Below are 26854 nucleotides of genomic sequence, written 5' to 3' on the forward strand. Positions count from 1 at the left end.
TTTGAGCAGCATTACCCGATGACCGCACTCAAACAGTACCAGCGGATCGAAGCCACCGGTCTGTGGCGTCCCTCGCCCGATGAGCAACGGCGCGAAGTAGTCGTATCGATTGGTGAAGCCACTCTGACGATTTCTGACTTCAATGACAGCGCGCTGACCCATTGGTCGCTGGCGGCGCTAGAGCGACAAAACCCCGGAACCTACCCTGCAATATTCAATCCCGACGGCGATCCCGGCGAAACACTGGAGCTTGCAGAATCTGAAACCACAATGATCGAAGCAATTGACCGGCTGCAGCGCGCCATCGACCGTGCCAGACCACATCCCGGACGGCTGCGTTGGCTCAGCGTTGCAGGGGTTGTTCTGGCGGTCTTGGCAGTGCTTTTGTTTTGGCTACCCAGAGCACTGCAGCGCCATGTTGTTTCGGTAGTGCCAGAGGTCAAGCAACAAGAAATCGGCGATGCAATCCTGCAGCGGATCGAAAGGGTGTCAGGCAAGGCTTGCTCTTCGCCTGATGCGCAAGCGTCGCTGGATCAGCTGGCGCGCCGCACCGGTGTCCGCCAAATCGTGATCCTACCAGCAGGTCTGCCTGACAGCCTGAGCCTGCCGGGTGGAACCGTGCTGCTAAACCGGGCACTGGTCGAAGATCACGAAGACCCAGCCGTTGCCGCCGGATACATCATAGCCGCGCGCGCGCGGGCAACTCAGCAGGAACCGCTGGACGATCTGTTGGACCGTACTGGCCCGAGTGCCGCATTTCGGTTGCTGACCACCGGCGAATTGACGCCCGAGATCGTGGACACCTACACCGAGCAGGTTCTATCCGGTCCACAGCCGCAGCTAAGCGATGACGTGCTGCTCGCGGTTTTTGCACAGACCGCCCTACCCTCGACCCCATACGCCTATGCGCTTGATATCACAGGCGAGTCCGTTCTTGGATTGATAGAAGCCGATCCGATGGCGGGTCGTACTTTGGAACAGGTACTGCCCGACCGCGATTGGGTCCGGCTACAGAATATCTGCGGGCAATAGCACCTATTTGGTCCCGAACATCCGATCCCCGGCGTCACCTAGTCCAGGCATAATGTAACCCTTTGAGTTCAGTTCACGATCAAGCGCGGCCGTGACGATTTTGACATCCGGGTGCGCCTCTTTCATGCGCACGACGCCCTCGGGGGCAGCCAACAGGCACAGAAAGCGGATATCTTTCGCCCCCTGCTCTTTCAGCAAATCAATGGCCGCAGCCGAGCTGTTGCCGGTTGCCAGCATCGGATCAACAGCAATGACCAAACGGTCCGTCAAACCCTCGGGAGCTTTGAAATAGTATTGGACCGGCTTCAGCGTCTCTTCATCCCGATAAAGCCCCACGAAGCCCACTCGGGCAGAGGGGATCAGCTCCAGCACGCCGTCCAACATCCCGTTTCCAGCCCGCAGGATCGATACCAGCGCCAATTTTTTGCCCGCCAGAATGGGAGCGTCCATTTCTTCCATCGGGGTTTCGATATGGCGGGTGGTCAGCGGCATCTCGCGGGTGACCTCATAAGCCAGCAAAAGCGTGATCTCGCGCAGCAACTGCCGGAACACAGCGGTTGAGGTGCCTTTGTCCCGCATGAGCGTCAATTTGTGCTGCACCAATGGGTGGTCGACGACGGTCAGGTGATCGCTCATGATGTCTCCAGTCTTTTCTTGACCCGCGCGCGGGTCTCTTCATCGCAAAAGGCCGCGTTCAGGGCTGTTTCATTCAGGGCAGCAAAATCTTCGGCTTGCCAGCCGAACGCTGCATTCAGCATCTCATATTCGCGCCGCATCGTGGTATGAAAAAACGGCGGATCGTCAGTGGATACCGTGACGTTGACGCCTGCATCACGCAATTTAGCGATGGGATGTGCGGCAAAATCAGGAAACAGGCCCAGTACCACGTTTGAACCCGGGCAGACCTCAAGCGTTATGCCCCGGTCAACTAACTCGTACACAAGATCCGGGTCTTCGATGGCGCGAACGCCATGGCCTATGCGCTCGACCCCCAAATCACGGACAGCATCCCGAACACTCTCTGGACCGCCAAATTCACCGGCATGGGTCGTCAATCGCAACCCAGCCTCGCGCGCGCAATCAAAGGCCCATTTGAAATCGCCCTGCATTCCGACGGTTTCGTTGCCGCCCATACCAAATCCGGTAATCCAGTCACCTGCAGTTTCAGCCGCACAATGGGCGCTGGCCTTGGCTTGCTCGGGTCCAAAATGGCGCACGCAAGTGATGACACCACGCAGGGTGATCCCGAATTTGCGCTCGGCCTCGTCTGCGGCGTCCTGAATCGCAGTCAGGTAATCCTTCCATGCATGCAAATCGCCACCGCCGCAGAAATCCGGGCTAAGGAATGTTTCGGAATACACCACACCATTCGCGGCGCTCTCTTCCAGAATGGCCAGTGTCAGGCGGCGGAAATCTTCGGGCGTTTTCAGCACCTCGCACGCAGCCTCATAAACGCTAAGGAAATGGGCAAAGTCGCGGAAATCATAACAGCCGTCGGGTTTGAATATCCCGCTCAGGTCCACTCGTTTCTCATGGGCCAGTTGGCGTATGAAGCTAGGCGGAGCGGCGCCTTCATGGTGCAAATGTAATTCGATCTTAGGCAGGTCAGCGACTGTCATAGAAAAGTCCTTCCCGGCCCTTGCGCCGGTATGTTCAGGTGGTGCGCTATACTGGCGGCGATATCGGCAAAGTTCACGGGACCGATCTCGCCCGTGCCCTGCCCTGCGATCAGCACGGGCACTTGTTCACGCGTGTGGTCAGTGCCACTCCAACTGGGGTCGTTGCCGTGGTCTGCGGTCAATAGCATCAGATCACCGGGGCGTAGTTTTTGCGCAATCACTCCGATTTCACGATCGAACCATTCCAGCGCGCGGGCATAGCCGCTGATATCGCGCCGATGGCCATACAGACTGTCGAACTCGACAAAGTTTGCAAAGGTCAGGCTGCCCTCTTCCGCCTCATCAACGAGGTCCGACAGGTGACGCATCAACTCTGCGTCCGAACCCTTTCGCAGCGTGTCGATCCCCTGCATTGAAAATATATCGCCAATCTTGCCCACCGCATGCACACGGCGACCGGCATCCTGTGCCCAATTCGTCAGAACGGGTTCTGGCGGAACGATGGCAAAATCCTTGCGGTTGGTTGTCCGGGTGAACCCCTTTTCGGGCGTTCCGACAAACGGTCGGGCGATAGCGCGGCCCACTTTCATTTCGTGCAATCGAGGCGCCAGTGAGCGGCACATACCCAGCAGTCGGTCGAGCCCAAAGCTGTATTCATGCGCGGCAATCTGGAATACGCTATCGGCAGACGTGTAGCAGATCGGCCAGCCGGTACGTATATGCTCGGCCCCCAGTTCTGAGATGATCGTCGTCCCCGAGGCATGGCAGTCGCCTAATATTCCGTCGGTCCCCGCTGCCTCGGCGGCAGCCTTGCTTAGGGTTTCGGGAAACGCTGGCTGGCGATCCGGGAAATAACGCCAGTCCCATGGCACAGGTAAACCCGCCAGTTCCCAATGCCCTGAGGGCGTATCCTTTCCCGGAGAATATTCACGTGCGCAACCCCACAAGCCCGTCGGCGCGGCCTCAAGGCCCGGCGTCGGTGCGCCCGAGGCCAGACGGGTCGCCGCCCCCAGCCCCATGGCATCCAGGTTGGGCAGTTGCAACGGACCGCTCCGCCCTTCTTCCGCACGCCCCTCGGCACAAGCCTGCGCGATATGGGCCACTGTGTTCGCGCCCGTATCAGGTTTGGTGCCGTTGTAAAACTGATCGGCATCCGGCGCGCCGCCGATACCCACCGAGTCCATCACCACCAGGAAAGCGCGGCTCATGCGCTGATCCTTTCATGGATTTGAGGCGGTTGTGCTACCGGTTCGTCACTCAGCGTGATGGCATCTAGCACCACCGCGGCAGCCCGTTGCGCTGCATCTTCGCGCCCCGCATGAACAACCGCCAACGGAGCGCCTTTGGTCACCTTATCCCCGACCCTCAGAATGCCCGACAGGCCAACTGCCGGATCAATCTCATCGCTCTCGATCTGGCGCCCACCGCCTAGGGCCACGACTGCGAGGCCCAGCGCCTCGCCATCAATGGACGAGACATATCCGCCATGCGGAGCGTGAACTTCCCGGATCACATTGGCCTCCGGCAAAAACCGATCCCATGTGTCAACGAAATGCACCGGTCCACCCACGGCAGCCATCATGCGTCCGAACCGTTCGGCTGCACGACCATCGCGGATCACTTGGGCTATACTGGCGTTTCCTTCCTCTGCCGTAGCGCACATACCGGCATCCGCCATGAGAACGCCCCCCAACTCGGCCGAGATTTCCGCCAAAGGTGATCCCTGCCCGCTGGTCAAAGCTTTCATCACCTCGGCCACTTCCAGCGCATTGCCCAGCGCGGACGCAAGGGGCTGGCTCATGTCGGTGATCACTGCGGATGTACGGCAACCAGCGGCATTAGCCGTTTCGGTCAAGGCCTGCGCCAAATTGCGTGCCTCATCGAGTGTCTTCATGAACGCGCCGCTGCCCACCTTAACGTCCAGAACCAACGCATCCGGGCTAGCCGCCAGCTTCTTGGACAGGATTGATGCCGTAATCAGGTCAAGGCTCTCCACCGTCGCCGTCACATCGCGCACCGCATACAGCCGCTTGTCCGCAGGGGCGATCTGGCCCGTTGCCCCCACGATGGCTGCCCCTGTGTCTTTCAGCACTTGCGTCAGTCGCGCCTGCCCGATCTGAGTGGTCACTCCCGGTATGGCCTCGAGCTTGTCCAGAGTGCCCCCGGTATGGCCCAGACCACGCCCCGAGATCATCGGCACATACGCCCCGCATTCCGCCAAAGCCGGGGCAAGCAGCAGGCTGACGCAATCGCCAATGCCACCGGTCGAATGTTTATCGACCACCGGCCCGTCCAAATCCCACGTCAGCACCTCGCCGCTGTCGCACATGGCAACAGTCAGATCAGCCCGCCCATTGGCCCCCAGACCGCCCATACAGACAGCCATCGCAAAGGCCCCGGCCTGCGCGTCACTGACGCCACCATCGGCCAGGCCTTGCGCGAACCACATTAGTTCGTCGCCAGTTGGTACTTCCTGACGGCGAAGTTTGGCGATGATCGAGCGCGCATCCATGAAGTCAGACATCCTCCATATGCGACGCGTCGAACGCACCGGGCAATAGATCGGCAATCGTGGTTTTGGTTTCCAGACCATCAACCGTCGCCATCGTAACGACCACATCCCCATTGCCGAATTCGGCCAGTTTCTGACGGCATCCACCACATGGGGGCACCGGCTGCGGGCTGCTGGCGACCACGTAGACCTCGGTCAGTTCTTTTTCACCAGAGGCGACCATTGCCGCGATTGCCCCGGCCTCGGCGCACGTACCTTCGGGGTAAGCAATATTTTCGACATTGCAGCCAAAATAGATCACACCTGAACTGGACCGGATCGCCGCCCCGACCTTGAAATTCGAATAAGGCGCGTGGGCATTTTCCCGAACGGCCAAAGCTGCATCTTTCAAAGACATGGCGAATCCCAATTTTTGATCATCTGGTCAGAATATCATACCCTACTGGAAAGCGACGGGGGAATTGAAGCCCCCTTGACGCCATTATCCACTTCTTCATGGCCCTAACCCAACGTCGTGTTGAAGGTCCCCGGCAAAGTCACCTCAAGCAGTTCCACATCCTGCGAGGGCTCCGACAGCCGCGTTCGCATTCCCGGCGGGATGACGAAGGCATCGCCCTGTTCCAACTGATAGGGCTCGCGCCCTTCACCCTCAAGTGTCACCTCGCCGGTTATCACGAAGGTAAAGTGTATGTCGGTGTCGTGGCTGGCCCATTGAGGGTTACCCTCGCCCCGGCGCACGACCTGAACGCCCGCCACGCCTTTGGTATTCTCGGCAATCGTCGTGTCACGACAGATGTAACCGGGCAAACGGAATGGCACCCATTCTGCCCCGTTCGCCTGATTGTAAACGAACCGCTGCCCATCCCATTCCCGATCCGGGCGGAAATGCGGTGTGGGCAGTTCCATCTCATGATCAATCTCCGTGACATGCTCGGCTGGGACACCAATCTCGATCACCTGAACGTTGTCTGACGCTTCCAGCACGCGGTGGCGGATTTCAGGCGGCTGAATAAAGCAATCGCCTGCCGTCAGGCGCATCTTGTCGCCCTGATCTTCGTAGACCACATCGACCCAGCCGTGGATGCAGAAGATCAGCTGAAATCCGACTTTGTGGAAATGCACCATATCGGGCACAGGACCACCATCTGGGATACGTATATGGCTGGCGATAATCGATCCGCCCAGCCGGTCCGGCACGAGATCGCGATAGTGCATCCCTGCCCGTCCAATGATCCACGGCGCCTGATCCTTGAGCCTACGGACAACAAAAGAGTGGACCGTATCCGGCATGACCAGCGGCGGGTTCAACTCGTCAATCTCGATCCGGGTGCCGTTTGGGGCGACAAGACTTCGTTGACCTTCTGCAAAACCCTCTGGATCGGATGTCAGAATGCGCAACGTTCCCGCCGCTTCAGCTGCATCTTTCTCGACCCGCAAGCGCAGACCGTGACCAGAGAACACGGCAACCCGAGGGTCATCTGCCGGATAGATCATATCCATCCGCATCCCCAGTACCTTGGTATAAAACGGGATATCGTTGCGCAGTTCCTGCGTCGGCAGTCGGATTTCAGCGCGCGTGAGGGAGTCGCCGGTATTGCTGGTCATTCTGTTTCTCTTCGGATTTTGGTTTTGGCCATCCGATCAGAACAGCAGCCAAAATGCCAATCGAAAAGTACATCTCCAGCGTTTCTTCCATCACGAACAAACGTGTAGCCATCGCAACCGAAAGGTATTCGTCGAACAATCCGCTGATTTCCTCAAGAAGCTGAGCCAGCACCGCAACACTTCCGGCCAGGAAAAAAATCATCAAAAAAGGCGCGCGGATCTTAAGTGCCTTAATTCCGTTCGGTATCCCATGCCAGAGCAATCCACCAATGACGATCGCAGCCAAAGCGATCCTTACTGCAGTCACATCAAGCAATAAATCAATCCAGTTTAGCACCACGAAAGGCGCGCTGCCTTCTGTGTACACCTCTGCCTCCAATTCGCGCTCGGCCAACAGCAGGCAGACCAATCCGATATACAGCCGCGAGATGCCTCGGAAACGCGTCAACGCGACCAGCCCGGAAACCAGTAACGCGGTGGCCGATATCGTCTCAATCAACCCACCTTCTTGGTTGAAAGCCGCAGCCGCTTCGGGCCAAATCATAACCACAAAAAGAAATGAAACCGCCGAAACAAGCACAACAAAGAAGACATTCCGATTGGCACCAATCCTGATTGAAGGGTTGGCAAATTGCGCACTAGCACAAGCTTTGTCTTCATGACGCATGATAAGGTCCGCCGCTTCTGGTGTCCGTAAGGTTCCCCGGAATTGGCTGTACATAAAAACGATGCGGCAACTCTCAACCAACGTTTCGTTAACGTATCCGTGAGGCCTGTCTCTGACTGCGGTCCGAGGCGACATAGCCAAGCGCTGAGAAATAGTTTAACCATCAAACGAATATTGGAACGGAGTTGTATTACCGATGTCTGACACACCGAACCTGAGACAGGCCGCGCTTGACTATCATGCGCATCCAAAGCCCGGAAAGCTTGAGATCAAGGCAACCAAACCAATGGCAAATGGTCGTGACCTTGCGCGGGCATATTCGCCAGGCGTCGCCGAAGCCAGTCTTGAGATAAAGGACAACGCCGCCAATGCTGAGAAATACACCGCCCGCGGCAATCTTGTTGCGGTTGTGTCAAACGGCACCGCAGTTCTGGGCCTTGGGAATATAGGCGCATTGGCCTCGAAACCGGTGATGGAAGGCAAGGCCGTCCTGTTCAAAAAGTTCGCAGGCATCGATTGCTTTGATATCGAGGTGGATCAGCCTGACCCAGAAAAGCTGGCAGATATCGTCTGCGCCCTGGAACCTACCTTTGGCGCAATCAACCTTGAAGATATCAAGGCACCGGATTGTTTTATTGTCGAAAAACTGTGCCGGGAACGGATGAACATCCCGGTGTTTCATGACGATCAGCACGGCACGGCAATCGTTGTTGGTGCCGCAGCGAAGAACGCCCTGTATGTGGCAGGAAAGAGCTTCGAGGATATCAAAGTAGTTTCGACCGGCGGCGGTGCTGCCGGGATCGCCTGCCTCAGCATGTTGGTGAAGCTCGGCGTCAAACGCGAGAATATCTGGCTCTGCGACATTCACGGGTTGGTCTATGAAGGTCGCGCCGAGGATATGAACCCGCACAAGGATCAGTTTGCGCAGAAAACCGATCTGCGCACTCTGGATGATGTGATCGGAGGTGCCGATCTGTTTCTGGGGCTGAGCGGACCAAATGTGCTCAAGCCTGAGATGGTCGAGAAGATGGCCAAGACCCCGATCATCTTTGCGCTGGCCAACCCAACTCCGGAAATCCTGCCACAGGCGGCGCGCGAAGTTGCCCCTGACGCGATCATTGCGACCGGTCGCAGCGACTTTCCGAACCAAGTGAACAACGTGTTGTGCTTCCCGTTTATCTTCCGAGGTGCCCTGGATGTGGGCGCGACTGAAATCAACGACGAGATGCAGATCGCCTGCGTCGACGGCATCGCCGACATGGCGCGCGCGACAACCAGCGCCGAAGCCGCGGCGGCCTATAAGGGTGAGCAGCTGACTTTTGGTCCAGATTACCTGATCCCAAAACCCTTCGACCCGCGCCTCGTTGGGGTCGTTTCCTCATCGGTTGCACAGGCTGCTATGAAGAGCGGGGTCGCAAAACGACCCATTGATGACCTCGAAGCCTATAAAGAACGCCTGAACCAGACCGTGTTCAAATCTGCACTGTTGATGCGGCCAGTGTTCGAAGCCGCAGCCGTCGCATCGCGTAGAATTGTCTTCGCAGAAGGCGAGGACGAGCGTGTTTTAAGGGCTGCGCAAGCGATATTGGAAGAAACCACGGAAACCCCGATCCTGATCGGGCGACCGGACGTGATCAGCGCACGGTGCGAAAGGCTAGGCCTGACAGTACGACCGGGGCAGGATTTTCAAATCGTGAACCCTCAGGACGATCCCCGTTACTACGATTATTGGAATTCGTACCATCAAATAATGCAGCGTCGGGGGGTCACTCCGGATCTGGCCAAGGCCATCATGCGCACCAACAACACCGCCATTGCAGCAATCATGGTGCATCGCGGTGAGGCGGACAGCATGATCTGTGGCACTTTTGGTGAGTATCGCTGGCATCTTAACTATGTCGAACAGGTTTTGGATGATGGCGATTTGCGCCCGCATGGCGCGCTTTCGCTGATGATTCTGGAAGATGGCCCTCTGTTCATTGCAGACACGCATGTAAGACAATTGCCGACACCAGAAGAACTTGCCGAATCCACCATTGGAGCTGCTCGTCACGTGCGGCGGTTCGGGTTGGAACCCAAGATCGCATTTTGTTCGCAATCGCAATTCGGCAATCAGGCCGAGGGATCAGGCAAGCGGCTGCGGGCTGCGCTTGAGATTCTCGATTCCGAGCCACGCGACTTCAGCTATGAAGGCGAGATGAACCTTGATCTGGCTTTGGATCCTGAATTGCGTGCACGTATCTTCCCGAACTCGCGTTTGGAAGGCTCTGCAAATGTCCTGATCTTCGCCCATGCGGATGCGGCAAGCGGTGTGCGCAATATCCTGAAGATGAAAGCGGACGGGCTTGAGGTAGGTCCAATCCTCATGGGAATGGGAAACAAGGCGCATATCGTAACGCCTTCGATTACGGCCAGAGGACTGCTGAACATGGCGGCCATCGCAGGTACGCCAGTCGCGCACTACGGATAAGCCCAGCGCCTATATCATTACGAAACATGACCGGGCACCAGATTAGGTGCCCGGTTTGATTCTGTTAGCGCCAGCACATTTGCAGTAATAAATTTGCAGATTTGCAAATCTTTGCGTGTGACACTCAGAAATCTGCTCAGATCAGAGGATTTGCAAAAATTTGCAAGCCAAACTGCAAGGTTCTGCAAAGATTTTGCGATAAACTGACGCGCCGTTATGCGCATCGCTTGCTCGGAACATCCACGATGCCTAACACATAGCTCAAGGAATTTGGGAGGAGGCCATCATGGCATATCAGGACGTCTACGAGAGCTGGAAGAACGACCCCGAAGCATTCTGGATGGATGCCGCCAAGGGGATCGATTGGGTTCAAGCGCCCAGCAAAGCTCTGTTTGACGACAATGCGCCTCTTTACGAATGGTTCAGTGATGCCAAGGTAAATACGTGCTGGAACGCCGTTGATCGCCATGTGGAAAATGGTCGTGGTGAGCAAACCGCGATCATCTATGACAGCCCAATTACTCATACCAAACGCGAAATCTCATACGTCGAGTTACGCAATCGGGTTGCTAATCTGGCTGGCGCGCTCCGTGCAAAAGGTATTGAGAAAGGTGACCGCGTCATCATCTACATGCCTATGATCCCCGAAGCGCTGGAGGCAATGCTGGCTTGCGCCCGGCTAGGAGCAGTGCATTCAGTGGTATTCGGCGGCTTTGCCAGCAACGAACTGGCCGTACGTATCGACGATGCGAAACCCAAGGCGATCATCGCTGCCTCATGCGGGATGGAGCCGGGACGCGTTGTGCACTACAAACCTCTGCTGGATGGCGCGATCGATCTGGCCGCCCACAAACCCGAATTTTGCGTAATATTCCAGCGCGAGCAGGAAGTCGCACAACTAATCGAGGGGCGCGACGTCAACTGGCACGGTTTCCAATACGGTACCGAGCCCGCAGAATGTGTACCAGTCAGCGGCAATGATCCAGCCTATATCCTCTATACATCCGGCACCACTGGTGCGCCCAAAGGCGTCGTGCGCCCGACTGCCGGCCATCTGGTCGCACTGAACTGGACGATGAAGAACATCTACAATGTCGATCCTGGAGATGTGTTCTGGGCGGCTTCGGATGTCGGCTGGGTCGTTGGCCATTCCTATATCTGTTATGCCCCGCTGATCCACGGCAACACGACGATTGTTTTTGAAGGCAAGCCCGTCGGAACACCTGACGCCGGAACTTTCTGGCGCGTGATATCCGAACACAAGGTCAAAAGCTTCTTCACCGCCCCAACCGCCATTCGTGCCGTAAAACGCGAAGACCCAAGCGCAGAATTGATGGCGAATTACGATCTATCCTGCCTTAAGGCTCTGTATCTTGCAGGAGAGAGGGCTGATCCAGATACGATCATCTGGGCGCAGGATGCGCTGAAAGTTCCGGTCATCGATCATTGGTGGCAAACCGAAACTGGCTGGACCATCGCTGGCAACCCGCTCGGAATCGAAGAGCTTCCGGTCAAGCTGGGATCACCTGCCAAGCCTATGCCGGGCTATGACGTTCAGATTCTGGACGAAGGCGGCCATCCTATGAGACCGGGCGAGTTGGGCGCGATCGCAGTCAAGCTTCCGCTTCCGCCAGGCACATTGCCAAACCTGTGGAATGCTGAGGCGCGCTTCAGAAAATCCTACCTTGAGCATTTTCCCGGCTATTACGAAACCGGTGATGCGGGCATGATCGACGAAGATGGGTATCTCTATATCATGGCCCGTACCGATGACGTGATCAACGTCGCCGGGCACCGACTTTCGACGGGCGGGATGGAAGAGGTGTTGGCCGCTCACCCCGATGTGGCAGAATGCGCTGTGATTGGGGTATCTGATCAACTGAAAGGCCAGATGCCTGTCGGTTTCCTGTGCCTGAATGCCGGATCCGATCGGAATCACGCGGAGGTGGTAACCGATGTGGTCCAGATGGTTCGTGACAAAATCGGCCCAGTCGCTGCGTTCAAGAAAGCCGTAGTGGTGGATCGTCTGCCCAAGACACGCTCGGGCAAGATCCTGCGTGGTACGATGGTGTCGATCGCGGATGGCAAGGCGTATAAAATGCCTGCCACAATCGATGACCCAGCAATTCTGGACGAGATCACGGTGGCCCTGCAAACTATCGGCTACGCGCAGTAATTTCACGGTACGATCAAGCGGAGCGCCTTACGGCGCAACCGATTTGCGCTGTCGCGCGTGTGCGAGGCTCTGCCTCGCGCTCCGAGATATTCTTGGCCAGATGAAGGTTGGATCCGTTTTGCGATTGCGGGGCTTGTCATTGGGTCCTCCTCACCTCAGTTTGAGGTGAGGAGGACGAGCATGACACAGGGCGATATCTGGCGTTTTGATGCAACAGAATTGGCTGCGCTGACCCAAGCTGGCGAGTTGAGCGCAGAAGAGGTGATCAGTGATGCATTGGAGCGGATGCATCAGGTAAATCCCTCGCTGAATGCTGTCGTGGACGATCTGGGCACAGAAGCGTTAGAGCGTGCATCTGCGCTTGATCAGGCGCGCCGCAATGGTGCCTCGGTTGGACCGCTGCACGGGGTACCCGTGACCATCAAAGTGAATGTCGACCAGAAGAACCATGCCACCACAAATGGTGTGGTTGCCTTGAAGGATGTCATTGCCCCTGATGACGCACCGGTGGTTTCAAACTTGCATAAGGCGGGGGCCATTGTCATCGGGCGGACCAATACGCCCGAATTCTCGTTCCGCGCTGACACGGATAATCCACTTCATGGGCGCACGCACAATCCTTGGGGCCGCCATATCTCGCCCGGTGGGTCGTCCGGGGGCGCGGGGGCTGCGGTCATGGCGGGCATCGGTGCCCTGGCTCATGGCAACGATATCGGAGGCAGTCTGCGCTTTCCGGCAGCGGCCAATGGTGCGGTTACAGTGAAACCGGGGCTGGGCCGCGTACCGGCCTGGAACCCCAGCCAGAAGGTGGAACGCGGGATGCTGGCACAATCGATGTCGGTACAGGGCTTGCTCACAAGAAGCGCAAAGGACCTGCACCTTTCGATGCCCAGCCTGATCGCCCCGGACGCCCGCGACCCCTTCCATGTGCCAATGCCTTGGCGCGGCGCGGGGCCGGACACCCCAATCAAAGTTGCGTTCACCAAAAATTCGTTCGAATACGCTTTGCACCCCGAAGTGGACAAAGCGCTAAGTACCGCTCGGGAGGCGCTGGTAGATGCCGGATATATAGTTGAAGACATTGATCCGCCGGATGTGTTCGAATGTGGGCGCATCGGCTATCGCGCGCTGATGGGTGAAGTGCTGACGTTGATGAAAAACGATATCGAGGCAGTCGGGTCTCAAACCATCCGTGATATTTTCGAGGTTTATTTTCAGGAGTTTCCTCCGATCGTAGGCGACGAACTGATTCAGGCGTTGGCGCAACGCAGCCATTTTGCGCGCCAATGGTCGCTATTCATGCAGAAATATCCTTTGGTCCTGTCTCCATTCCTGCCGCAACCGTTCTTCAGACCTGATCGCGATACCGAAGGTGCGGAAGGCGTTCATGAGGTGTTAGGATGCGCGGTCTATTCTTATGCGATGAATTTCCTCGGGCTGCCCGCCGCCAGCGTTCCCGCACGCTTGGCCGAATTGCCGAATGGGCCGCAACCGATCAATGTTCAGATTGCTGCTCGACGCTGGCGTGAGGATATGGCGGTGGATGCAGCGGTCGCGATCGAAGCGCGTGTGGGGCAGATGGCTCCGATTCTGTGGGATCGAATGAGCGCGCAAACCTGAGACATCGTCACTCAGGCCTCACAAATGAAATAGACCCCGGGATTTTGTCCCGGGGTCCGCATACTAAAATATGCCCGGATTAAGATGACGAGCGTAGCACCACCCACCCTCGCCAGCGCGAAAACTGCGCAACCATTCGAAAACACCTTTAGATGGCCACTCACTTCCACCTCGGCGTGTTCTCCGGGCAACTTGAAGTTAACAAACCCTTATCGCGTTGCATGTGAACTGGTTCACACAAGCGGTGGAAAAATGATCAACACGCTGAGATTTAAGTAAATTGTTCGGAGATCAATCGTTCTTCCAGGCCGTGGCCAGGGTCAAATAGAATACGATGCTGGATCGCAATCTCAGACCTGATCTCGACCCAATCGATATCCGGAAACGATATGGAATCGGCCGCAACGATAACCGGGCGTTTGTCAGCCTCGATCACATCGAATCTGACTTTCGCAACTTTCGGCAGCAAGGCGCCACGCCACCGCCGGGGGCGAAACGCGGCGATTGGCGTCAATGCCAGAACGTCCGCGCCAATGGGTACAATGGGTCCGTGAGCGGAATAGTTATATGCGGTTGAACCCGCCGGCGTGGCAAGCAATGCACCATCACACACGAGTTCGGCCATGCGTACCCGCCCATCAACGCTGATCCGCAACCGCGCTGCCTGCGGCCCCGCACGAAGCAGCGAAATCTCGTTGATTGCAAGTGCTTGGTGCTTTTGGCCCGCCTGGTCCATTGCAGTCATCGCCAATGGATTGATGACTTCTTCCTCTGCCTCTGCTAGCCGGGCCATCAGATCAACTTCGGCATATTCGTTCATCAGAAACCCGATGGTACCGCGATTCATTCCATAAACCGGCTTGTCCAAATGCTGGACGCCCTGCAGCGTCTGAAGCATGAAGCCATCACCACCCAGCGCCACCACAACATCTGCGTCTCTCGGCGCTGCATTTCCGTAGCGCGCCACAAGCGCATCCCGGGCGGTCTGCGCAACCTTGGCATCGCTGGCCAGAAAGGCGATTCTCTTTGTCATGTTTTATAGTTTCCAGTGCTGCACATTTGGTTCCGAAACAAACATACCTTTCCGCAATAGGCCAGAGTTGACGCCATAGAGGGCCATTTCGTCGCTTTACAACCTTTCTGACACACGTCGTTTCCGATAGGAAATCCGCCAGATACACCCCAGCCATGCGGAGCGCACATGAACGCCAATCTTCGTGACAACGGATTTTTCACCCAGTCCCTCGCGGATCGTGACCCCGAGCTGTTCGGCTCGATCACATCTGAATTGGGCCGCCAGCGCGACGAGATCGAACTGATCGCCTCGGAGAACATCGTCTCTGCCGCCGTGATGGAGGCGCAGGGCTCGGTCATGACCAACAAGTATGCCGAAGGTTATCCGGGCCGCCGGTACTATGGCGGTTGTCAGTTCGTCGACATTGCCGAGAACCTGGCTATCGACCGTGCCAAGCATTTGTTTGGGTGTGAGTTTGCCAACGTCCAACCGAATTCGGGATCGCAGGCGAACCAAGGTGTATTTCAGGCGCTGATCAAGCCCGGTGACACCATTCTGGGAATGTCGCTGGATGCAGGTGGTCACCTGACCCATGGTGCGGCGCCGAACCAGTCGGGCAAGTGGTTCAACGCGGTACATTATGGCGTGCGCAAGCAGGACAACCTGATCGACTATGATCAGATCGAAGTGCTGGCAAAGGAACATAACCCCAAGCTGATCATCGCCGGAGGCTCGGCCATCCCGCGCGTCATCGATTTTGCCCGCATGCGTGAAATCGCCGATATGGTCGGCGCCTATCTGCATGTGGACATGGCCCATATCGCCGGTCTGGTTGCCGCAGGCGCGCACCCTTCGCCCTTCCCGCATGCGCATGTGGCCACCACCACCACGCATAAAACCCTGCGCGGCCCGCGCGGCGGCATGATCCTGACCAATGATGAAGCGATTGCCAAAAAGGTAAACTCGGCCATCTTCCCGGGCATTCAGGGTGGCCCACTGATGCATGTGATTGCTGGCAAGGCCGTTGCCTTTGGCGAGGCACTGCGTCCTGAGTTCAAGGACTATATCAAGCAGGTCGTTGTGAATGCGCAGGCCCTTTCAGATCAGCTGATCAAGGGTGGCCTGGACACTGTGACCCACGGCACCGATACCCATGTGGTTCTTGTCGACCTGCGCCCCAAAGGCGTTAAAGGCAACGCAACCGAGAAAGCCTTGGGCCGGGCACATATCACCTGCAACAAGAACGGTGTGCCGTTCGACCCCGAAAAGCCGACGATCACCAGCGGTATCCGTCTGGGCTCGCCCGCCGGAACCACCCGCGGTTTTGGTGAGGCCGAGTTCCGCCAGATCGCAGACTGGATCATCGAAGTGGTCGACGGTCTGGCCGCAAATGGCGAAGACGGAAACGGTGCGGTCGAAGCCAAAGTTAAAGCCGAAGTCGCCGAACTTTGCGCGCGCTACCCGCTTTATCCGAATCTCTGATCCAATACGGATCTTAGAACAGAAAACGGCGCCCTGATCGGCGCCGTTTTTCTTTGAGGCGTGCAGCGGTCAGATATACCCGCGCCATCGTAGTACGAACACAGCCAACGCCGCCAACACGATCAGGCCCAACGCAAGCGAACCAAGAAAGCTCAGGAACCATCCCCAACGTCGATCTGCCAGATTGATCGCGTTCAGGTGGCCTTGCACCTCGTCCGACGCTTTTTCGAGCCGGGGCATATCCAAAACCATCCGCAGTTTGGGATGCTCGGCCATCTGCTCGGCCTCTGCCAGAACCAAGGCCTGTTTATAGACCTTGCGCGGCAAACGCCGCTTTGCGCGCCGGACCGAGGCAATCAGGGTCTTGTCTTTCACGCCAAGCTTTTTACGCAGCAACCGAATGGTCTCTGCGATCCGGGTCTGGATATCGATTTCCTGCGTCATTGGCGCCTCCTGACGGGACAATGTAGCCACGCGTCACACCGGCGACAATGGGGCTGGTTGTTCCGCGCGGTGACGCGTATCACAGAAGCATGCTGAATACGATCATCCATGGCGACCCGACCGATCATCCGCCCCTGCTGATAGCGCATGGCCTCTATGGTTCGGCGCGCAACTGGGGAGTCATTGCGCGGCGACTGTCGAACGAAAGACAGGTGATCGCCGTCGATATGCGCAATCACGCCTACAGCTTTTGGGATGCTCAGCATGGCTACACAGATTTGGCGCATGATCTGGCCAAGGTCATCGACAGCGTTGGCGGCATCGCCGATATCGTCGGGCATTCCATGGGTGGAAAAGCTTCGATGGTGCTGGCGCTGGAATATGGCGATCTGGTGCGCAAGCTGGTCGTCGCAGACATCGCACCAGTGGCATACAGCCACAGCCAGATTCAATTCATCGAGACAATGCGGGCGGTCGATATGTCCCGCGTTCAGCGTCGTTCAGATGCCGAAGCACAGCTGGCCGATCTGGGCGTCGAAAAGGCGCTGCAGAGCTTTTTTACGCAGTCTTTGGATGTTGATGGAGGCCGCTGGCGGCTGAACCTGGATGTACTGGCCAGCGAAATGCCAAAGATCATGGGCTTCCCCGAGATTTCGACCCATTGGGACGGCCCTGCTCTGTTCCTGTCCGGCGCAGCATCAGATTATGTGCTGCCCGAACACCGAGAGCAGATTCGCACGCTGTTTCCTGCAGCTCGCTTCGCCAAAATCCCTGGCGCGGGGCACTGGCTGCACGCCGAGAAACCCCGCGAATTCGAAGCTGCAGTCAGGACCTTCTTGAACGCTTAATCAAGCGTCTTGATACAGGCGTTTTGCCACCAGCCACGACACCGGCGCGGCAACAACCGCCCCTGCTGCTGCGGCGGAAACGATGGCCATCCAGGTCACCATTCCAACCGCTAGGACCGCAATCACGGCGGAACCAGCGATGGCTGTGGCGATCAAAGAATAAAGCGTGGCTGCTAGGCGTATCATGGCCAGTATCCTGTGTTTAAGCTTCTGGCCTTTACATTACAGCAACGGAATATGTGTGACTTTGATTTGGGTCAGATATGTAGCTACATCCCGCGATCCATTGGCCCGGTCGCCTCGCCGCCGCCATTCACCCAATCCGCAAACCCGCCCAGATTGTAGACGTGTAAATACCCCATATCCTTAAGCAGTTTCCCAGCCAGCGCCGCCCTGCCACCCGATGCACAATGCAGGATGATCACCCGGTCCTTGCGCAGTTCCGCGTCATGGGAAGGCAGCTCGGGATCGGCCCGAAACTCCAACATCCCGCGCGGGATATGATGCGAGCCGACCGCGCGCCCTGTCCTTTCCAGTTCAGGCGCATCGCGAATATCCAACAACAAGGCACCCTGCCCGATCAGTTCTTTCGCCCGGCTGGCATCGATACGCTCAACCACCGCGTTTGCAGCTTGCATCATGTCTTTGACCGTCAATGGCATTTGCGCCCCTCCAGGAAATGAATCCGTGAAAGGCTAACATGCAGAAAATTGAAGGTGTAGACATTCAGGCGCTTAATGTTCGCGGAAAGCACGCGACATACTGTCAACCACCGGCTTGGCGATATAGGCCGCAAAGGTGCGTTCCTCGGTCTGGATCATGATCTCGGCGGGCATTCCGGGTGTCGGCACGAAGCCCCGCACGCGACCCATCTCTTCCGTGGTCAGAGAAATGCGCGCCAGATAGACCTCTTGCGGCATACCGGCAGAATCCTCGACAAGCGAGTCAGCCGAGACGTAATAGACCTCGCCCTCAAGCACTGGGGTTGTCCGTTGATTGAGCGCAACGAGGCGCACCGTCGCGATCTGCCCGGTGACCACGCTGTCGATCTCGGTACGCGGGATCTGCGCTTCGATGATCAATGGCGCATCGGCGGGCAGAATCTCAGCAATCTGTTCGCCAGTTTCGATCACCCCGCCCGGCGTGTGGTGATGAAGTCGCACCACTGTGCCTGTCACCGGTGCACGCACAACGGCACGGGCCAGAACGCTACGGGCCTGACGGGCTTTTTCACGCACACTTTCAAGATCGGCTTCAATAACGCCCAACTCGTCCAGCGCAGCCTCGCGGTAGGCTGAGCGGGTGCGCAGAATCTGCTCTTCATACTTCAGCAGCATCTGGTTTACCTCAGCCGTTTCAGCGCGCAGACGCGCCAGTTGACCTTCGGCTTCGGCCTGCACCCGGCGGATCGTATTCAGATCACCTTTGCGCACTAATCCTTTTTCAAACAACGAATATTTGGTCTCGTATTCTTCCTCGAGAATCTCTGATCGCCTTTCCATGCTGACCAATTGTGCTTCAAATCCTGACGCACGAATTTTCAACGCCTCCATGTTGCGCTGCAGCAAAGCAATATCGTTCAGCAGCGTCTTTCGCGATACATCAAAGCTGAGTTTCTGATTGTCGAGGATCGTCATGACCTCGACGTCGTCCGATGCTTCGATCAATCCGGGCGAAAACACGAGGGTTTCCTGTTCGCTATGCTCAGCCAGCAACCGTTCGGTCATGGCCTGAAGGCGAAGTTTGCGAATGAACAATTCGCGTTCACTCGCCTCGGCCGAGGTCTGATCCAAAGTCATCATGATCTGTCCGGCTTGAACAGATTCACCTTCCGAGACCAGAATGTTCTCGATGATACCGCCTTCCAAATGCTGCACGATCTTGTTGCGGCCGGTCGCGACAAAGCTGCCTTGCGCGATGACTGCAGCGGCCAGAGGTGCACGGAAGGACCAGACGCCAAAGCCGCCAAAACAGACAATAAGCATGATAAAGCCAATCACGATGAATTTGGTGATCGAGCGCGGAACTTCAGAGTACCAAAGACCGCCTTCATCGGTGCGTGCCACGTCGTTCATCGCTTAATCCCCCTTGCCCTGTATTTCGGGCGGTTGCTGGCGCGGCCCGTTGAGCTGTTCCAGCACCTGTTCGCGCTGCCCGAACAGCGCCACGCGCCCATCGGTCAGCAGCATGATCTTGTCGACAACATTCAACAGAGTCGGCTTTTGCGTAATCACTACAACGGTGATCTTGCTTTCCTTTGCTTGCTGAATTGCGCGCGCAAGCGCCTTGTCACCTGCCACGTCGAGGTTCGAATTCGGCTCATCCAGAACAACCAAACGCGGGTTGCCGAAGAAGGCACGCGCCAAAGCAATACGCTGCTTCTGGCCACCTGAGAGAGGTGAGCCGTCGGCGGCCACAACAGTCTCATACCCCTGCGGCAGTGTAGCGATCATGTTGTGCACGTCGGCCAAAACGGCGGCATCGTGGATCTGCTCATCCGTGGCATCGGCACGCATCCGGCCAATATTGTCTTTGATGCTGCCTGGGAACAGCTGTACGTCTTGCGGCAGATAGCCAATATTTTCGCCAAACTGGCGGGGATCCCAGTTGCGGATATCCATCAGGTCCAGCCGCACACTGCCTGAGGTCGGCAGGATCGAACCCACCAGCGTTTTACCAAGTGTCGTTTTGCCTGCGCCTGAATTCCCGATGATCGCCAGAGTTTCACCCGGGTTCAGCGCAAAGGTGATTCCGTTCAGAACCACCCGCTTGGTGCCGCCGGGGACATATAGCAGGCGTTCGACATCCAACCGCCCCTCAGGCCGTGGTAGGCGCAGTTTTTCATATTGCAGGGCCGAGTTCGACAGCAGAGCCTTGATCCGCCCAAAAGCGCCACGCGTCAGTAGGAAGGTATTCCAACCCTCAATCGAGCCTTCGATCGGCGCAAAAGCCCGCCCTGCGATGATCGAGGCGGCGATGACCATACCGCCTGTAATTTCGCCCTGCAGCGCAAGAAATGCGCCCCAGCCCAGAATGCCGATCTGCGTCAAAAGACGGACGGCACGTGAAATGGCCGCGAAGATCACGTTACGATCCTGCGCCTTGACCTGCCATGTCAGCGATTGTGCGGTGTCACGCCCCCAGATGCGCACTGCCTCGGGGATCATCGCCAAAGCGTTGATGATCTGACTGTTGCGCGACATTGAATCCAGATGCTGGTTCGCCATTGATTGCGCCTGATTGGCCTTGGCAAAGGGCTTGGCGGTCATTTTCTGGTTGATCAGCGCGATGATCATCAGAATCACGGCCGTCGTCACCACAATCATCCCAAGTTGCGGATGCACCAGAAAGATCATCAGGATGAACAGCGGTGCAAATGGTACATCCAGAAATGAGATCAGAGTGCCCGAGACCAGAAAGCCCCGCACCTGTTGCAGATCCCCAAGTGTCTGATATTCGCGTCCGTTGCCGTGCAGCGAGGCATGGGCCGCAGCGCTAAGAACCGGGGCCCCAAGACGGGCGGCGACCTCGACCGCTGTACGCATCAGCATGAACCGACGAACGGCATCAAATGCGGCTTGAAAAATGACTGCTCCGGCAACGATTGCCGTCAGCATGATCAACGTATCCAGCGAGCGACTAGTCAGAACCCGGTCACTGATCTGAAACAGGTAGATCGGGATCGCTAGGATCAGGACGTTGGTCGCGCAGGTCAGTACCAGCACGAAGGCCAGATTGCGCCAAATCGCGCGCAGTGAGGTACGCAGCGTCTTCTGGAAATCCTCAGGCGGCGTGCGTTTGTGGAATGTTTGGGGTGGCCCCTTGCCATCGCCACCACCCGTCCCCGGGCGCAGCAAGGGTTGGTTGGCCTTGGCCTCGATCGTGGTGCCCATGCGGTCTTTACCATCCGACGGCGCAGAGGGGGTCATGCGTGCAGTCGATTGGTCGGCGGTTTCACAATCGGGGGCTTCGGTATCGGCCACCCCAGTGTCGCCACCCGCAGGATCCTTATCTTGCGCGGGCCGCGACGACGCGCGCCGAAGGGGAGAACCAGCGCGCGGTTGTGATGTTTGATCCAACTGCTCTGCCTGGGTCTGCCCCGGATTATCCGGTTGTGTCGTCGCCTGAGGCGCTTCTGATTGCCGCGATCGTTTCGCGGGCCCGGCAACCGGGGTGTCACTTGCTTCCGGGGTCTCTGGTTTGGTTTCGGGTTCCGCCAGTTGCATATCACTTGTCAAACGCAGGCGGGACGCTGTTTTTGCAAGTTTACTTTCATTTGGTTTTGCTACCCGATTTCGGGGTTCCAGGGTCAATGGGCCTCCGCCTCCGTGCCGGTCCAATGGACTTGCAAAACGGGTGCGGCGCGACGAAAAAACGATCGACATAAACTAACCTTCCGGTCACTCGTAAATCAGGAAATATTAGGCCAGCATGGTCTGCAGGCCATCGGAGGAATTCGCCATTTCGCTTGGCGTGAGATCGTTACCGTTAGGCCCAATGCCATTGTCGTGACCTGGCATACCCGCCTCTTCCATGATGGCGGCGATTGCCTCGTTGGTCATCTCGGCGATGTCCTCATTCGTGGGCATGTCAAGCAGGCTTGCCTGATGCAGTAGCAGGTCAGAAAATGCCCCATCCTGAGCCATAACAACCGAATCCACGCCGGCCTTGGTTACATTGGCGGCGTTCAGCATCGCATTGCTGCCTGCCAGAACCTCGGTCTCGTCCGCGTGGGGACCATTCAGATATACGTCATCCTGATCGGCAAGCATCGTCGATTGCTCGGCCACGTTGACCTGAACCAGCGATCCATCGATCTTGAGGACCCGCATCTGCTCCATGCCAGCAAACATCGGATCGTTCATTAGCGCCTCTTCCAGCGCTGCCATGTCGTCCTCGCCCATGGTCATGGCGTCGGCCATGGAGTCGTGCATCGCCTGATACGTATCTTCGCCTTCTTTCTTGAGAGAAACCTCGTTCATAACCAGGTTCTCGTCCGATCCATCGATGGGTCCGGGCAATCCGCCCATCACCACATCGTCATCCAATAATACGTGCGTCTGGACAAACGCATCGACCGATATCATGTCGCCTTCGATCATGATCAGGTCATAATAACTGCCAAGTTGAAGAATATTGGTGACATCAATCAACTCGTTGTCACCCAACGCATACAGCGTGGTCGTCGCGCTAATCTCGGCATCAATATGATCGATATCCGTTGCGTCGATGTCCTGCTTGACAAAATTTGCAACGATCAGATCGGTCGTAATCCAATCAACATGCACATATGCCGGGGCATCGTCTCCACTTGAGCCTTTCTCAAGCCAAGGGGCTGAGTTGCCTTCGACCTCGATCGTCGACGAGTGCACCACATTGGTGCCCGAGCCGCCATTCGTGCCTTTGTCTGTGTCAGATACAACGGCGACCTGGCTCACCATGGCCAGTTCGATTGCTTTTCCACCGACCGCAATATAAGGCGCATCGACCCAGGCCACAGTTGCGTTCATCTCGTTGATCGCAAGGTTGCCGCCTGCGATCACCGTGTGACCTTCGGCAAATTCGTCTTCCTCGTCCTGAGCCCATTCGGCGGGCATCATATCGGGCGTTTCGTCTTCTTCTTCCTCGTCCGGTCTATGATGCGCAGGCAGAAGATCTTCCCATTCCGGGGCTTCGTCCACATACTCACCATTGACGATCACGCCCATCGCGTCTTCGCCGTGGAACTGATAAACAACCGCGCCTTCAACTTCGACATTGATCGGGGCCAACATCGCTTCGGCCAAAGACTCGACGTATTCAACCGACAAGTAGTCCGAGATCGAGAACGAGGGCACGGCAAACGCGTGCATCGATGCTGCGACCTGCGAAGCCGCCTCGGCCAAAGCGATCAACTGATCGACATCGCGGAAATCTCCCTCGCCGACAACGTCATTGTCGCGCAGGAAAATCGTCTGGAACGTGTAGGTCACAGCAGACCCGATAAGCTCTGTCACAATCTCTAGCTGCTGCTCGATCACAAACGTTGCACCTAGGCCGGTTGTCGCTTCGGGTAACGGCGGACCGTCTGAGAGTGGTGGTTCAAGTACAACGACCGTTTCAAATTCAGGGCCGTCGGTTGGGGGTGGAAGTTCAGGAGTGGCGGGGGGGGTGTCAAACCGATAGGAAAGCGGACCATATTTGCCTGGGTCCAATTCAAGATCTGCCTTGATCCGGATCTTTGCGGGTTCTTCCAGTTCGTCCAGTTCCGCCTTGCGCCGCATGGCGGTGAACTCTTCGTACTGATCCCTCAACCGGGCTTTTTCAATCGTAAGATCAAAAGATCCAATAAAGTGTGCAATCTTTTCGGTAACACTATCGAATGACATTTCGATGATCCCTTGCCCCCTTGCCGACTAAAATTTCCGGTTCGGGATTTGCTGGGCCGAGGCCACATTACGCGGCCCCGGCGATTTCATTGAACGGGGGCCGATAATGCGGCCCCCGCGAATTGGTCTTAGACCTCGGTGTCGTCGCTCGAATAAGTCGAGGTCATCGAACCGCCAACCATGGTCGTATCGACCGAGTTACCAAGCACGTTGGCACCCTGTACGATCGATTGGTTGAAGGCGTTCGTATCGACGACTGCTGCTGCGGATGCATAAGACTCGCCGTTGACGATACCATCGCCACCATTATCCGAACCCCAGGTACCGCCATTACCGCCAGCACCACCGGCACCCGAATATGCACCGGATGCTTCACCACCGGTGTTCATTGCACCTGTGGTTGCACCACCAGTAGACGAGCCCATGACGTCGCCGCTGGTACCGCCAGTCGATGCCGCTGCACCACCGGCACCGCCGTCACCTGACATCGCAGTACCTGTTGCATCACCTGAAGCCATCGAGTCCGCATCATTATCGGACGAAGCATCTCCACCGTATCCGGCAATCGCTTCGGCAAGGCTTTCGGCATAACCATCGTTGGCTGAATCGGCCCATGCTTCAGAGTCACCGCCGTTTCCGGCTTCGTTGGTTGCGTCAGCTGAACCAGCACCGCTTCCGGCCGAGCTTGCCTCGGGGTTGGCCGTACCGCCAGCGCCACCAGTACCTTCAGCCGATGCCATTCCATCGCCGCTGGCGTCTGCTGATCCATTACTTGTGTTGGTACCACCATTACCACCAGAACCGTCAACGTCCTGATCATTGTCGGCAGAGCCATCGATATCACCAGGTGACTGCGTGATTACAGGGCCAGCAGCATCTTGGTCACCAACACCTTGCGCATCAGCATCCGTGTCAACGTAGCCGCCGCCTGCACCACCGGTTCCTGTACCGCCAGCACCCGGTCCGCCAGTACCTGTGCCACCAGTACCAGTACCTCCAGTACCCGTACCACCAGTACCTGTACCGCCAGTACCCGTACCGCCGGTACCTGCACCACCAGTACCACCGTCTCCGCCGGTACCGTTCGAGTTACCAGCTGCTGCAGCTTCTTCGTCTCCGTCAGGATCTTCCTCTTCCACAAGGAGTACCGGGAATGGGAAGGCTTCTTCTACCGAGCCGGAATCTCCGCCGGTGCCGTCGCCACCGTTGGCATTGCCACCGGAGCCTTCGCCACCAGTGCCTTCACCGCCTGAGCCTTCACCGCCTGAGCCTTCGCCCCCGGAGCCTTCGCCACCGGAGCCTTCGCCGCCGGAGCCTTCGCCGCCGGAACCGCTACCGCCATCGGCATCATTCCAACCCATCGCGCCAGCGCCAGCCAGACCCAAACCAATATTGCCTCCAGAGGAAGACTCGTTGGCTTCGTTGGTTCCGTCGCTAGAGTTGTCTGCCGAACCATCGTTATCGGCATCACCAGCGCCACCATCGGCACCGTCGTTGGAAGCATCGGTGCCTGCCAGACCAAGGCCAGCAGCTAATGCCCCAGATGTATTGTCACCACCGTCTGCATCGCCATCGGCGTTCGCTCCGGACAAACCAAGACCAAGACCAAGGCCAATCGATCCGGCATTACCACCGTTACCACCAGTCGAGTCACTATCGGAACTCGCTTCGCCGTGGTTGTCGGCATTAGACTCGCTGTCTGCTGCGCCGCCTTCGCCGCCGGTGCTGTCACCGTCTGCGCTGGCACTCGAATGACCAAGACCCAGGCTTGCGTTATAGGTATCACCCGAAGATGCGCCATCTCCACCTGTCGCAGCGCTATCAGCATTTCCTGAATGACCACCAAAGGCCAGCGAATGGCTGCCATTGGTGTCGCCATAGGCTTCACCACCATAGCTCATGCCGCCATCGCCAGAGGAGCCACCGTCGTTGTTTACGTCGATACCATCTTCAGCATAGGCTTCACCGCCGTTGGCGTCACCGCTTTGTGTGAAGTCGCCTGAATTCTCGACACTTGCTGTACCCAAACTGTCATTGTCTTCCAGGCTGGCAAACTGCTGGTTGATCGACGCGAAATCATTTCCGGGACCATCTTGCGAGATATCAATGTTGACGTCGTCGCCGGGATCGTAATTTACATCGTCACCGGCAGTAATAACGTCGCCGACATCACCTTCGACGTCCTCAATATCAACGTCGACTTTGTCATCGTCGCGCGGAATCCACTCTCCGCCGCCGAAGTCGATATCTACGGTCGCGGTATTGGTGTTGCTGTCGTCACCGCCATTGGTCTGTGAGTTGCTGTCGTTACCACCATTGGTGTTGCTGTCGTTACCACCATTGGTGTTGCTGTCGTTACCACCATTGGTGTTGCTGTCGTTACCACCGTTGGTGTTGCTGTCGTTACCACCGTTGGTGTTGCTGTCGTCGCCCTGCTGTTGTTGCTGCTGCTGTTGCTGTTGGTTCAAATCTTCAACAGCCATCTCTTCTTCTTCCAGCTGCGGTTCGTCTACAACAGGATCCTGATCGTCGATAACTTCTTGGACATCGGTGATTGGAGCTAATCTGCGTTCCATAATAAGTTCCACTTTTACTGAAGCACCAGACCGCCATTCATCTACAAAGCGGTAACAGGCGCGGTTTGAAACAGACTTTGCGCGCAACGTGTCAATCTGGACACTCGCGCGGCCGTGAAGGTCTTCTGTTTGGTTTGCCCCCCTTTCTCGGCTAAGCCGATTCCATGACCACGGAGAATTCGCAGAAATACGCGGACCGCAGGCACGTCAGGTCTAAGATCACTTCACAAATTGAAGCTTGGGCATGGTTGCAGCGATAAGGGGATGTGCATAGCTGGCCGAAAGGGCTATTTTCCGTAATTAGCTGTTTAATATATATATTTTTCGAAATCTGGCGTATTTCGCACCAAATTTGCCTCAGAAACAATCATGCGCAAACATATAGGATTATTAACCCTGAAATTTCATAAAGTTACGCTA

The 26854-nt window shown here is 57.0% G+C and carries 21 protein-coding genes; 6 read left to right on the forward strand and 15 right to left on the reverse strand.

Going from position 1 to position 26854, the window contains the following annotated elements:
• Positions 1 to 18: 18 nt before the first annotated feature.
• Entirely contained in the window at positions 19 to 1032 is a 1014-nt protein-coding gene (locus ACR0DK_RS00530) for a hypothetical protein (RefSeq protein WP_170401308.1), read from the forward strand.
• Between the two features lie 3 nt (positions 1033 to 1035).
• Here ACR0DK_RS00530 and upp read toward each other — a convergent pair whose 3' ends face one another.
• The 7 genes from upp to ACR0DK_RS00565 form a co-directional block, all read right to left on the reverse strand.
• Entirely contained in the window at positions 1036 to 1668 is a 633-nt protein-coding gene (gene upp, locus ACR0DK_RS00535; RefSeq protein WP_480734541.1) for a uracil phosphoribosyltransferase, read from the reverse strand.
• A complete protein-coding gene (locus ACR0DK_RS00540; RefSeq protein ID WP_480734544.1) occupies positions 1665 to 2651 on the reverse strand; it encodes an adenosine deaminase in 987 nt (328 codons plus the stop codon). Before ACR0DK_RS00540 ends, upp begins: the two co-directional genes overlap by 4 nt.
• Positions 2648 to 3859 (reverse strand): phosphopentomutase, encoded by a 1212-nt coding sequence (locus ACR0DK_RS00545; protein ID WP_480734547.1) that lies wholly within the window; start codon positions 3857 to 3859, stop codon positions 2648 to 2650. The genes ACR0DK_RS00540 and ACR0DK_RS00545 overlap by 4 nt, the downstream gene beginning before the upstream one ends.
• Entirely contained in the window at positions 3856 to 5163 is a 1308-nt protein-coding gene (locus ACR0DK_RS00550; protein WP_480735665.1) for a thymidine phosphorylase, read from the reverse strand. Before ACR0DK_RS00550 ends, ACR0DK_RS00545 begins: the two co-directional genes overlap by 4 nt.
• 4 nt (positions 5164 to 5167) lie before the next feature.
• On the reverse strand, positions 5168 to 5560 hold the full coding sequence (locus tag ACR0DK_RS00555; RefSeq protein ID WP_480734549.1) for a cytidine deaminase: 393 nt from the start codon (positions 5558 to 5560) through the stop codon (positions 5168 to 5170).
• A gap of 104 nt (positions 5561 to 5664) precedes the next feature.
• Entirely contained in the window at positions 5665 to 6768 is a 1104-nt protein-coding gene (locus tag ACR0DK_RS00560; RefSeq protein ID WP_170732893.1) for a cupin domain-containing protein, read from the reverse strand.
• Positions 6731 to 7570 (reverse strand): hypothetical protein, encoded by an 840-nt coding sequence (locus ACR0DK_RS00565; RefSeq protein ID WP_480734553.1) that lies wholly within the window; start codon positions 7568 to 7570, stop codon positions 6731 to 6733. The genes ACR0DK_RS00560 and ACR0DK_RS00565 overlap by 38 nt, the downstream gene beginning before the upstream one ends.
• 61 nt (positions 7571 to 7631) lie before the next feature.
• Between ACR0DK_RS00565 and ACR0DK_RS00570 the strand changes: the two genes are divergently transcribed.
• From ACR0DK_RS00570 to ACR0DK_RS00580, 3 genes are all read left to right on the forward strand, one after another.
• Positions 7632 to 9905: an NADP-dependent malic enzyme gene (locus ACR0DK_RS00570; protein WP_170401318.1), complete on the forward strand. Its 2274-nt coding sequence runs from the start codon at positions 7632 to 7634 to the stop codon at positions 9903 to 9905.
• 286 nt (positions 9906 to 10191) lie between these two features.
• Positions 10192 to 12081 carry a propionate-CoA ligase PrpE gene (prpE, locus tag ACR0DK_RS00575; RefSeq protein WP_170563706.1) on the forward strand — a complete coding sequence of 630 codons (1890 nt, stop codon included), beginning with the start codon at positions 10192 to 10194 and terminating at the stop codon, positions 12079 to 12081.
• Positions 12082 to 12261: 180 nt separating this feature from the next.
• A complete protein-coding gene (locus ACR0DK_RS00580; RefSeq protein ID WP_170391946.1) occupies positions 12262 to 13701 on the forward strand; it encodes an amidase family protein in 1440 nt (479 codons plus the stop codon).
• Between the two features lie 271 nt (positions 13702 to 13972).
• Here the strand turns inward: ACR0DK_RS00580 and ACR0DK_RS00585 are convergent, their stop codons facing one another.
• Entirely contained in the window at positions 13973 to 14734 is a 762-nt protein-coding gene (locus ACR0DK_RS00585) for an NAD kinase (protein ID WP_170391948.1), read from the reverse strand.
• Between the two features lie 168 nt (positions 14735 to 14902).
• On the opposite strand from ACR0DK_RS00585, the gene glyA reads away from it, so the two are divergent.
• Entirely contained in the window at positions 14903 to 16198 is a 1296-nt protein-coding gene (gene glyA / locus ACR0DK_RS00590) for a serine hydroxymethyltransferase (RefSeq protein WP_480734558.1), read from the forward strand.
• A 69-nt stretch (positions 16199 to 16267) separates the two neighbouring features.
• Here the strand turns inward: glyA and ACR0DK_RS00595 are convergent, their stop codons facing one another.
• Positions 16268 to 16642: a hypothetical protein gene (locus ACR0DK_RS00595; protein WP_170391953.1), complete on the reverse strand. Its 375-nt coding sequence runs from the start codon at positions 16640 to 16642 to the stop codon at positions 16268 to 16270.
• 89 nt (positions 16643 to 16731) lie between these two features.
• Between ACR0DK_RS00595 and ACR0DK_RS00600 the strand changes: the two genes are divergently transcribed.
• The gene (locus tag ACR0DK_RS00600) at positions 16732 to 17490 is read left to right on the forward strand and encodes an alpha/beta fold hydrolase (RefSeq protein WP_480734560.1); all 759 of its coding nucleotides are present in this window, start codon (positions 16732 to 16734) and stop codon (positions 17488 to 17490) included.
• Here the strand turns inward: ACR0DK_RS00600 and ACR0DK_RS00605 are convergent, their stop codons facing one another.
• The 6 genes from ACR0DK_RS00605 to ACR0DK_RS00630 all read right to left on the reverse strand — a co-directional run bounded on the left by ACR0DK_RS00605 (position 17491) and on the right by ACR0DK_RS00630 (position 26434).
• On the reverse strand, positions 17491 to 17676 hold the full coding sequence (locus tag ACR0DK_RS00605) for a hypothetical protein (protein WP_480734561.1): 186 nt from the start codon (positions 17674 to 17676) through the stop codon (positions 17491 to 17493).
• Positions 17677 to 17759: 83 nt separating this feature from the next.
• Positions 17760 to 18152: a rhodanese-like domain-containing protein gene (locus ACR0DK_RS00610; RefSeq protein WP_170420870.1), complete on the reverse strand. Its 393-nt coding sequence runs from the start codon at positions 18150 to 18152 to the stop codon at positions 17760 to 17762.
• Positions 18153 to 18224: 72 nt separating this feature from the next.
• Positions 18225 to 19565, reverse strand: a complete 1341-nt coding sequence (locus ACR0DK_RS00615; RefSeq protein ID WP_170391969.1) for an HlyD family type I secretion periplasmic adaptor subunit — start codon at positions 19563 to 19565, stop codon at positions 18225 to 18227.
• Between the two features lie 3 nt (positions 19566 to 19568).
• On the reverse strand, positions 19569 to 21875 hold the full coding sequence (locus ACR0DK_RS00620) for a type I secretion system permease/ATPase (protein WP_170391971.1): 2307 nt from the start codon (positions 21873 to 21875) through the stop codon (positions 19569 to 19571).
• Positions 21876 to 21911: 36 nt separating this feature from the next.
• Positions 21912 to 23858, reverse strand: a complete 1947-nt coding sequence (locus tag ACR0DK_RS00625; RefSeq protein WP_480734565.1) for a type I secretion protein — start codon at positions 23856 to 23858, stop codon at positions 21912 to 21914.
• 128 nt (positions 23859 to 23986) lie between these two features.
• Entirely contained in the window at positions 23987 to 26434 is a 2448-nt protein-coding gene (locus ACR0DK_RS00630) for a hypothetical protein (RefSeq protein ID WP_170391975.1), read from the reverse strand.
• Positions 26435 to 26854: the final 420 nt, after the last annotated feature.

Source organism: Ruegeria sp. CE6 (assembly GCF_056537485.1).

What these genes read in the sequence shown, in the direction of transcription:
- ACR0DK_RS00570 (WP_170401318.1), top strand. Translation starts at nt 7,632, where the DNA reads ATGTCTGACACACCGAACCTGAGACAGGCCGCGCTTGACTATCATGCG.
- ACR0DK_RS00550 (WP_480735665.1), bottom strand. Translation starts at nt 5,163, where the DNA reads ATGGATGCGCGCTCGATCATCGCCAAACTTCGCCGTCAGGAAGTACCA.
- ACR0DK_RS00630 (WP_170391975.1), bottom strand. Translation starts at nt 26,434, where the DNA reads ATGGAACGCAGATTAGCTCCAATCACCGATGTCCAAGAAGTTATCGAC.
- ACR0DK_RS00605 (WP_480734561.1), bottom strand. Translation starts at nt 17,676, where the DNA reads ATGATACGCCTAGCAGCCACGCTTTATTCTTTGATCGCCACAGCCATC.
- ACR0DK_RS00560 (WP_170732893.1), bottom strand. Translation starts at nt 6,768, where the DNA reads ATGACCAGCAATACCGGCGACTCCCTCACGCGCGCTGAAATCCGACTG.
- glyA (WP_480734558.1), top strand. Translation starts at nt 14,903, where the DNA reads ATGAACGCCAATCTTCGTGACAACGGATTTTTCACCCAGTCCCTCGCG.
- ACR0DK_RS00565 (WP_480734553.1), bottom strand. Translation starts at nt 7,570, where the DNA reads ATGTCGCCTCGGACCGCAGTCAGAGACAGGCCTCACGGATACGTTAAC.
- upp (WP_480734541.1), bottom strand. Translation starts at nt 1,668, where the DNA reads ATGAGCGATCACCTGACCGTCGTCGACCACCCATTGGTGCAGCACAAA.
- ACR0DK_RS00600 (WP_480734560.1), top strand. Translation starts at nt 16,732, where the DNA reads ATGCTGAATACGATCATCCATGGCGACCCGACCGATCATCCGCCCCTG.
- ACR0DK_RS00530 (WP_170401308.1), top strand. Translation starts at nt 19, where the DNA reads ATGACCGCACTCAAACAGTACCAGCGGATCGAAGCCACCGGTCTGTGG.
- ACR0DK_RS00545 (WP_480734547.1), bottom strand. Translation starts at nt 3,859, where the DNA reads ATGAGCCGCGCTTTCCTGGTGGTGATGGACTCGGTGGGTATCGGCGGC.
- ACR0DK_RS00580 (WP_170391946.1), top strand. Translation starts at nt 12,262, where the DNA reads ATGACACAGGGCGATATCTGGCGTTTTGATGCAACAGAATTGGCTGCG.
- ACR0DK_RS00625 (WP_480734565.1), bottom strand. Translation starts at nt 23,858, where the DNA reads ATGTCATTCGATAGTGTTACCGAAAAGATTGCACACTTTATTGGATCT.
- ACR0DK_RS00595 (WP_170391953.1), bottom strand. Translation starts at nt 16,642, where the DNA reads ATGACGCAGGAAATCGATATCCAGACCCGGATCGCAGAGACCATTCGG.
- ACR0DK_RS00555 (WP_480734549.1), bottom strand. Translation starts at nt 5,560, where the DNA reads ATGTCTTTGAAAGATGCAGCTTTGGCCGTTCGGGAAAATGCCCACGCG.
- ACR0DK_RS00610 (WP_170420870.1), bottom strand. Translation starts at nt 18,152, where the DNA reads ATGCCATTGACGGTCAAAGACATGATGCAAGCTGCAAACGCGGTGGTT.
- ACR0DK_RS00620 (WP_170391971.1), bottom strand. Translation starts at nt 21,875, where the DNA reads ATGTCGATCGTTTTTTCGTCGCGCCGCACCCGTTTTGCAAGTCCATTG.
- ACR0DK_RS00615 (WP_170391969.1), bottom strand. Translation starts at nt 19,565, where the DNA reads ATGAACGACGTGGCACGCACCGATGAAGGCGGTCTTTGGTACTCTGAA.
- ACR0DK_RS00585 (WP_170391948.1), bottom strand. Translation starts at nt 14,734, where the DNA reads ATGACAAAGAGAATCGCCTTTCTGGCCAGCGATGCCAAGGTTGCGCAG.
- prpE (WP_170563706.1), top strand. Translation starts at nt 10,192, where the DNA reads ATGGCATATCAGGACGTCTACGAGAGCTGGAAGAACGACCCCGAAGCA.
- ACR0DK_RS00540 (WP_480734544.1), bottom strand. Translation starts at nt 2,651, where the DNA reads ATGACAGTCGCTGACCTGCCTAAGATCGAATTACATTTGCACCATGAA.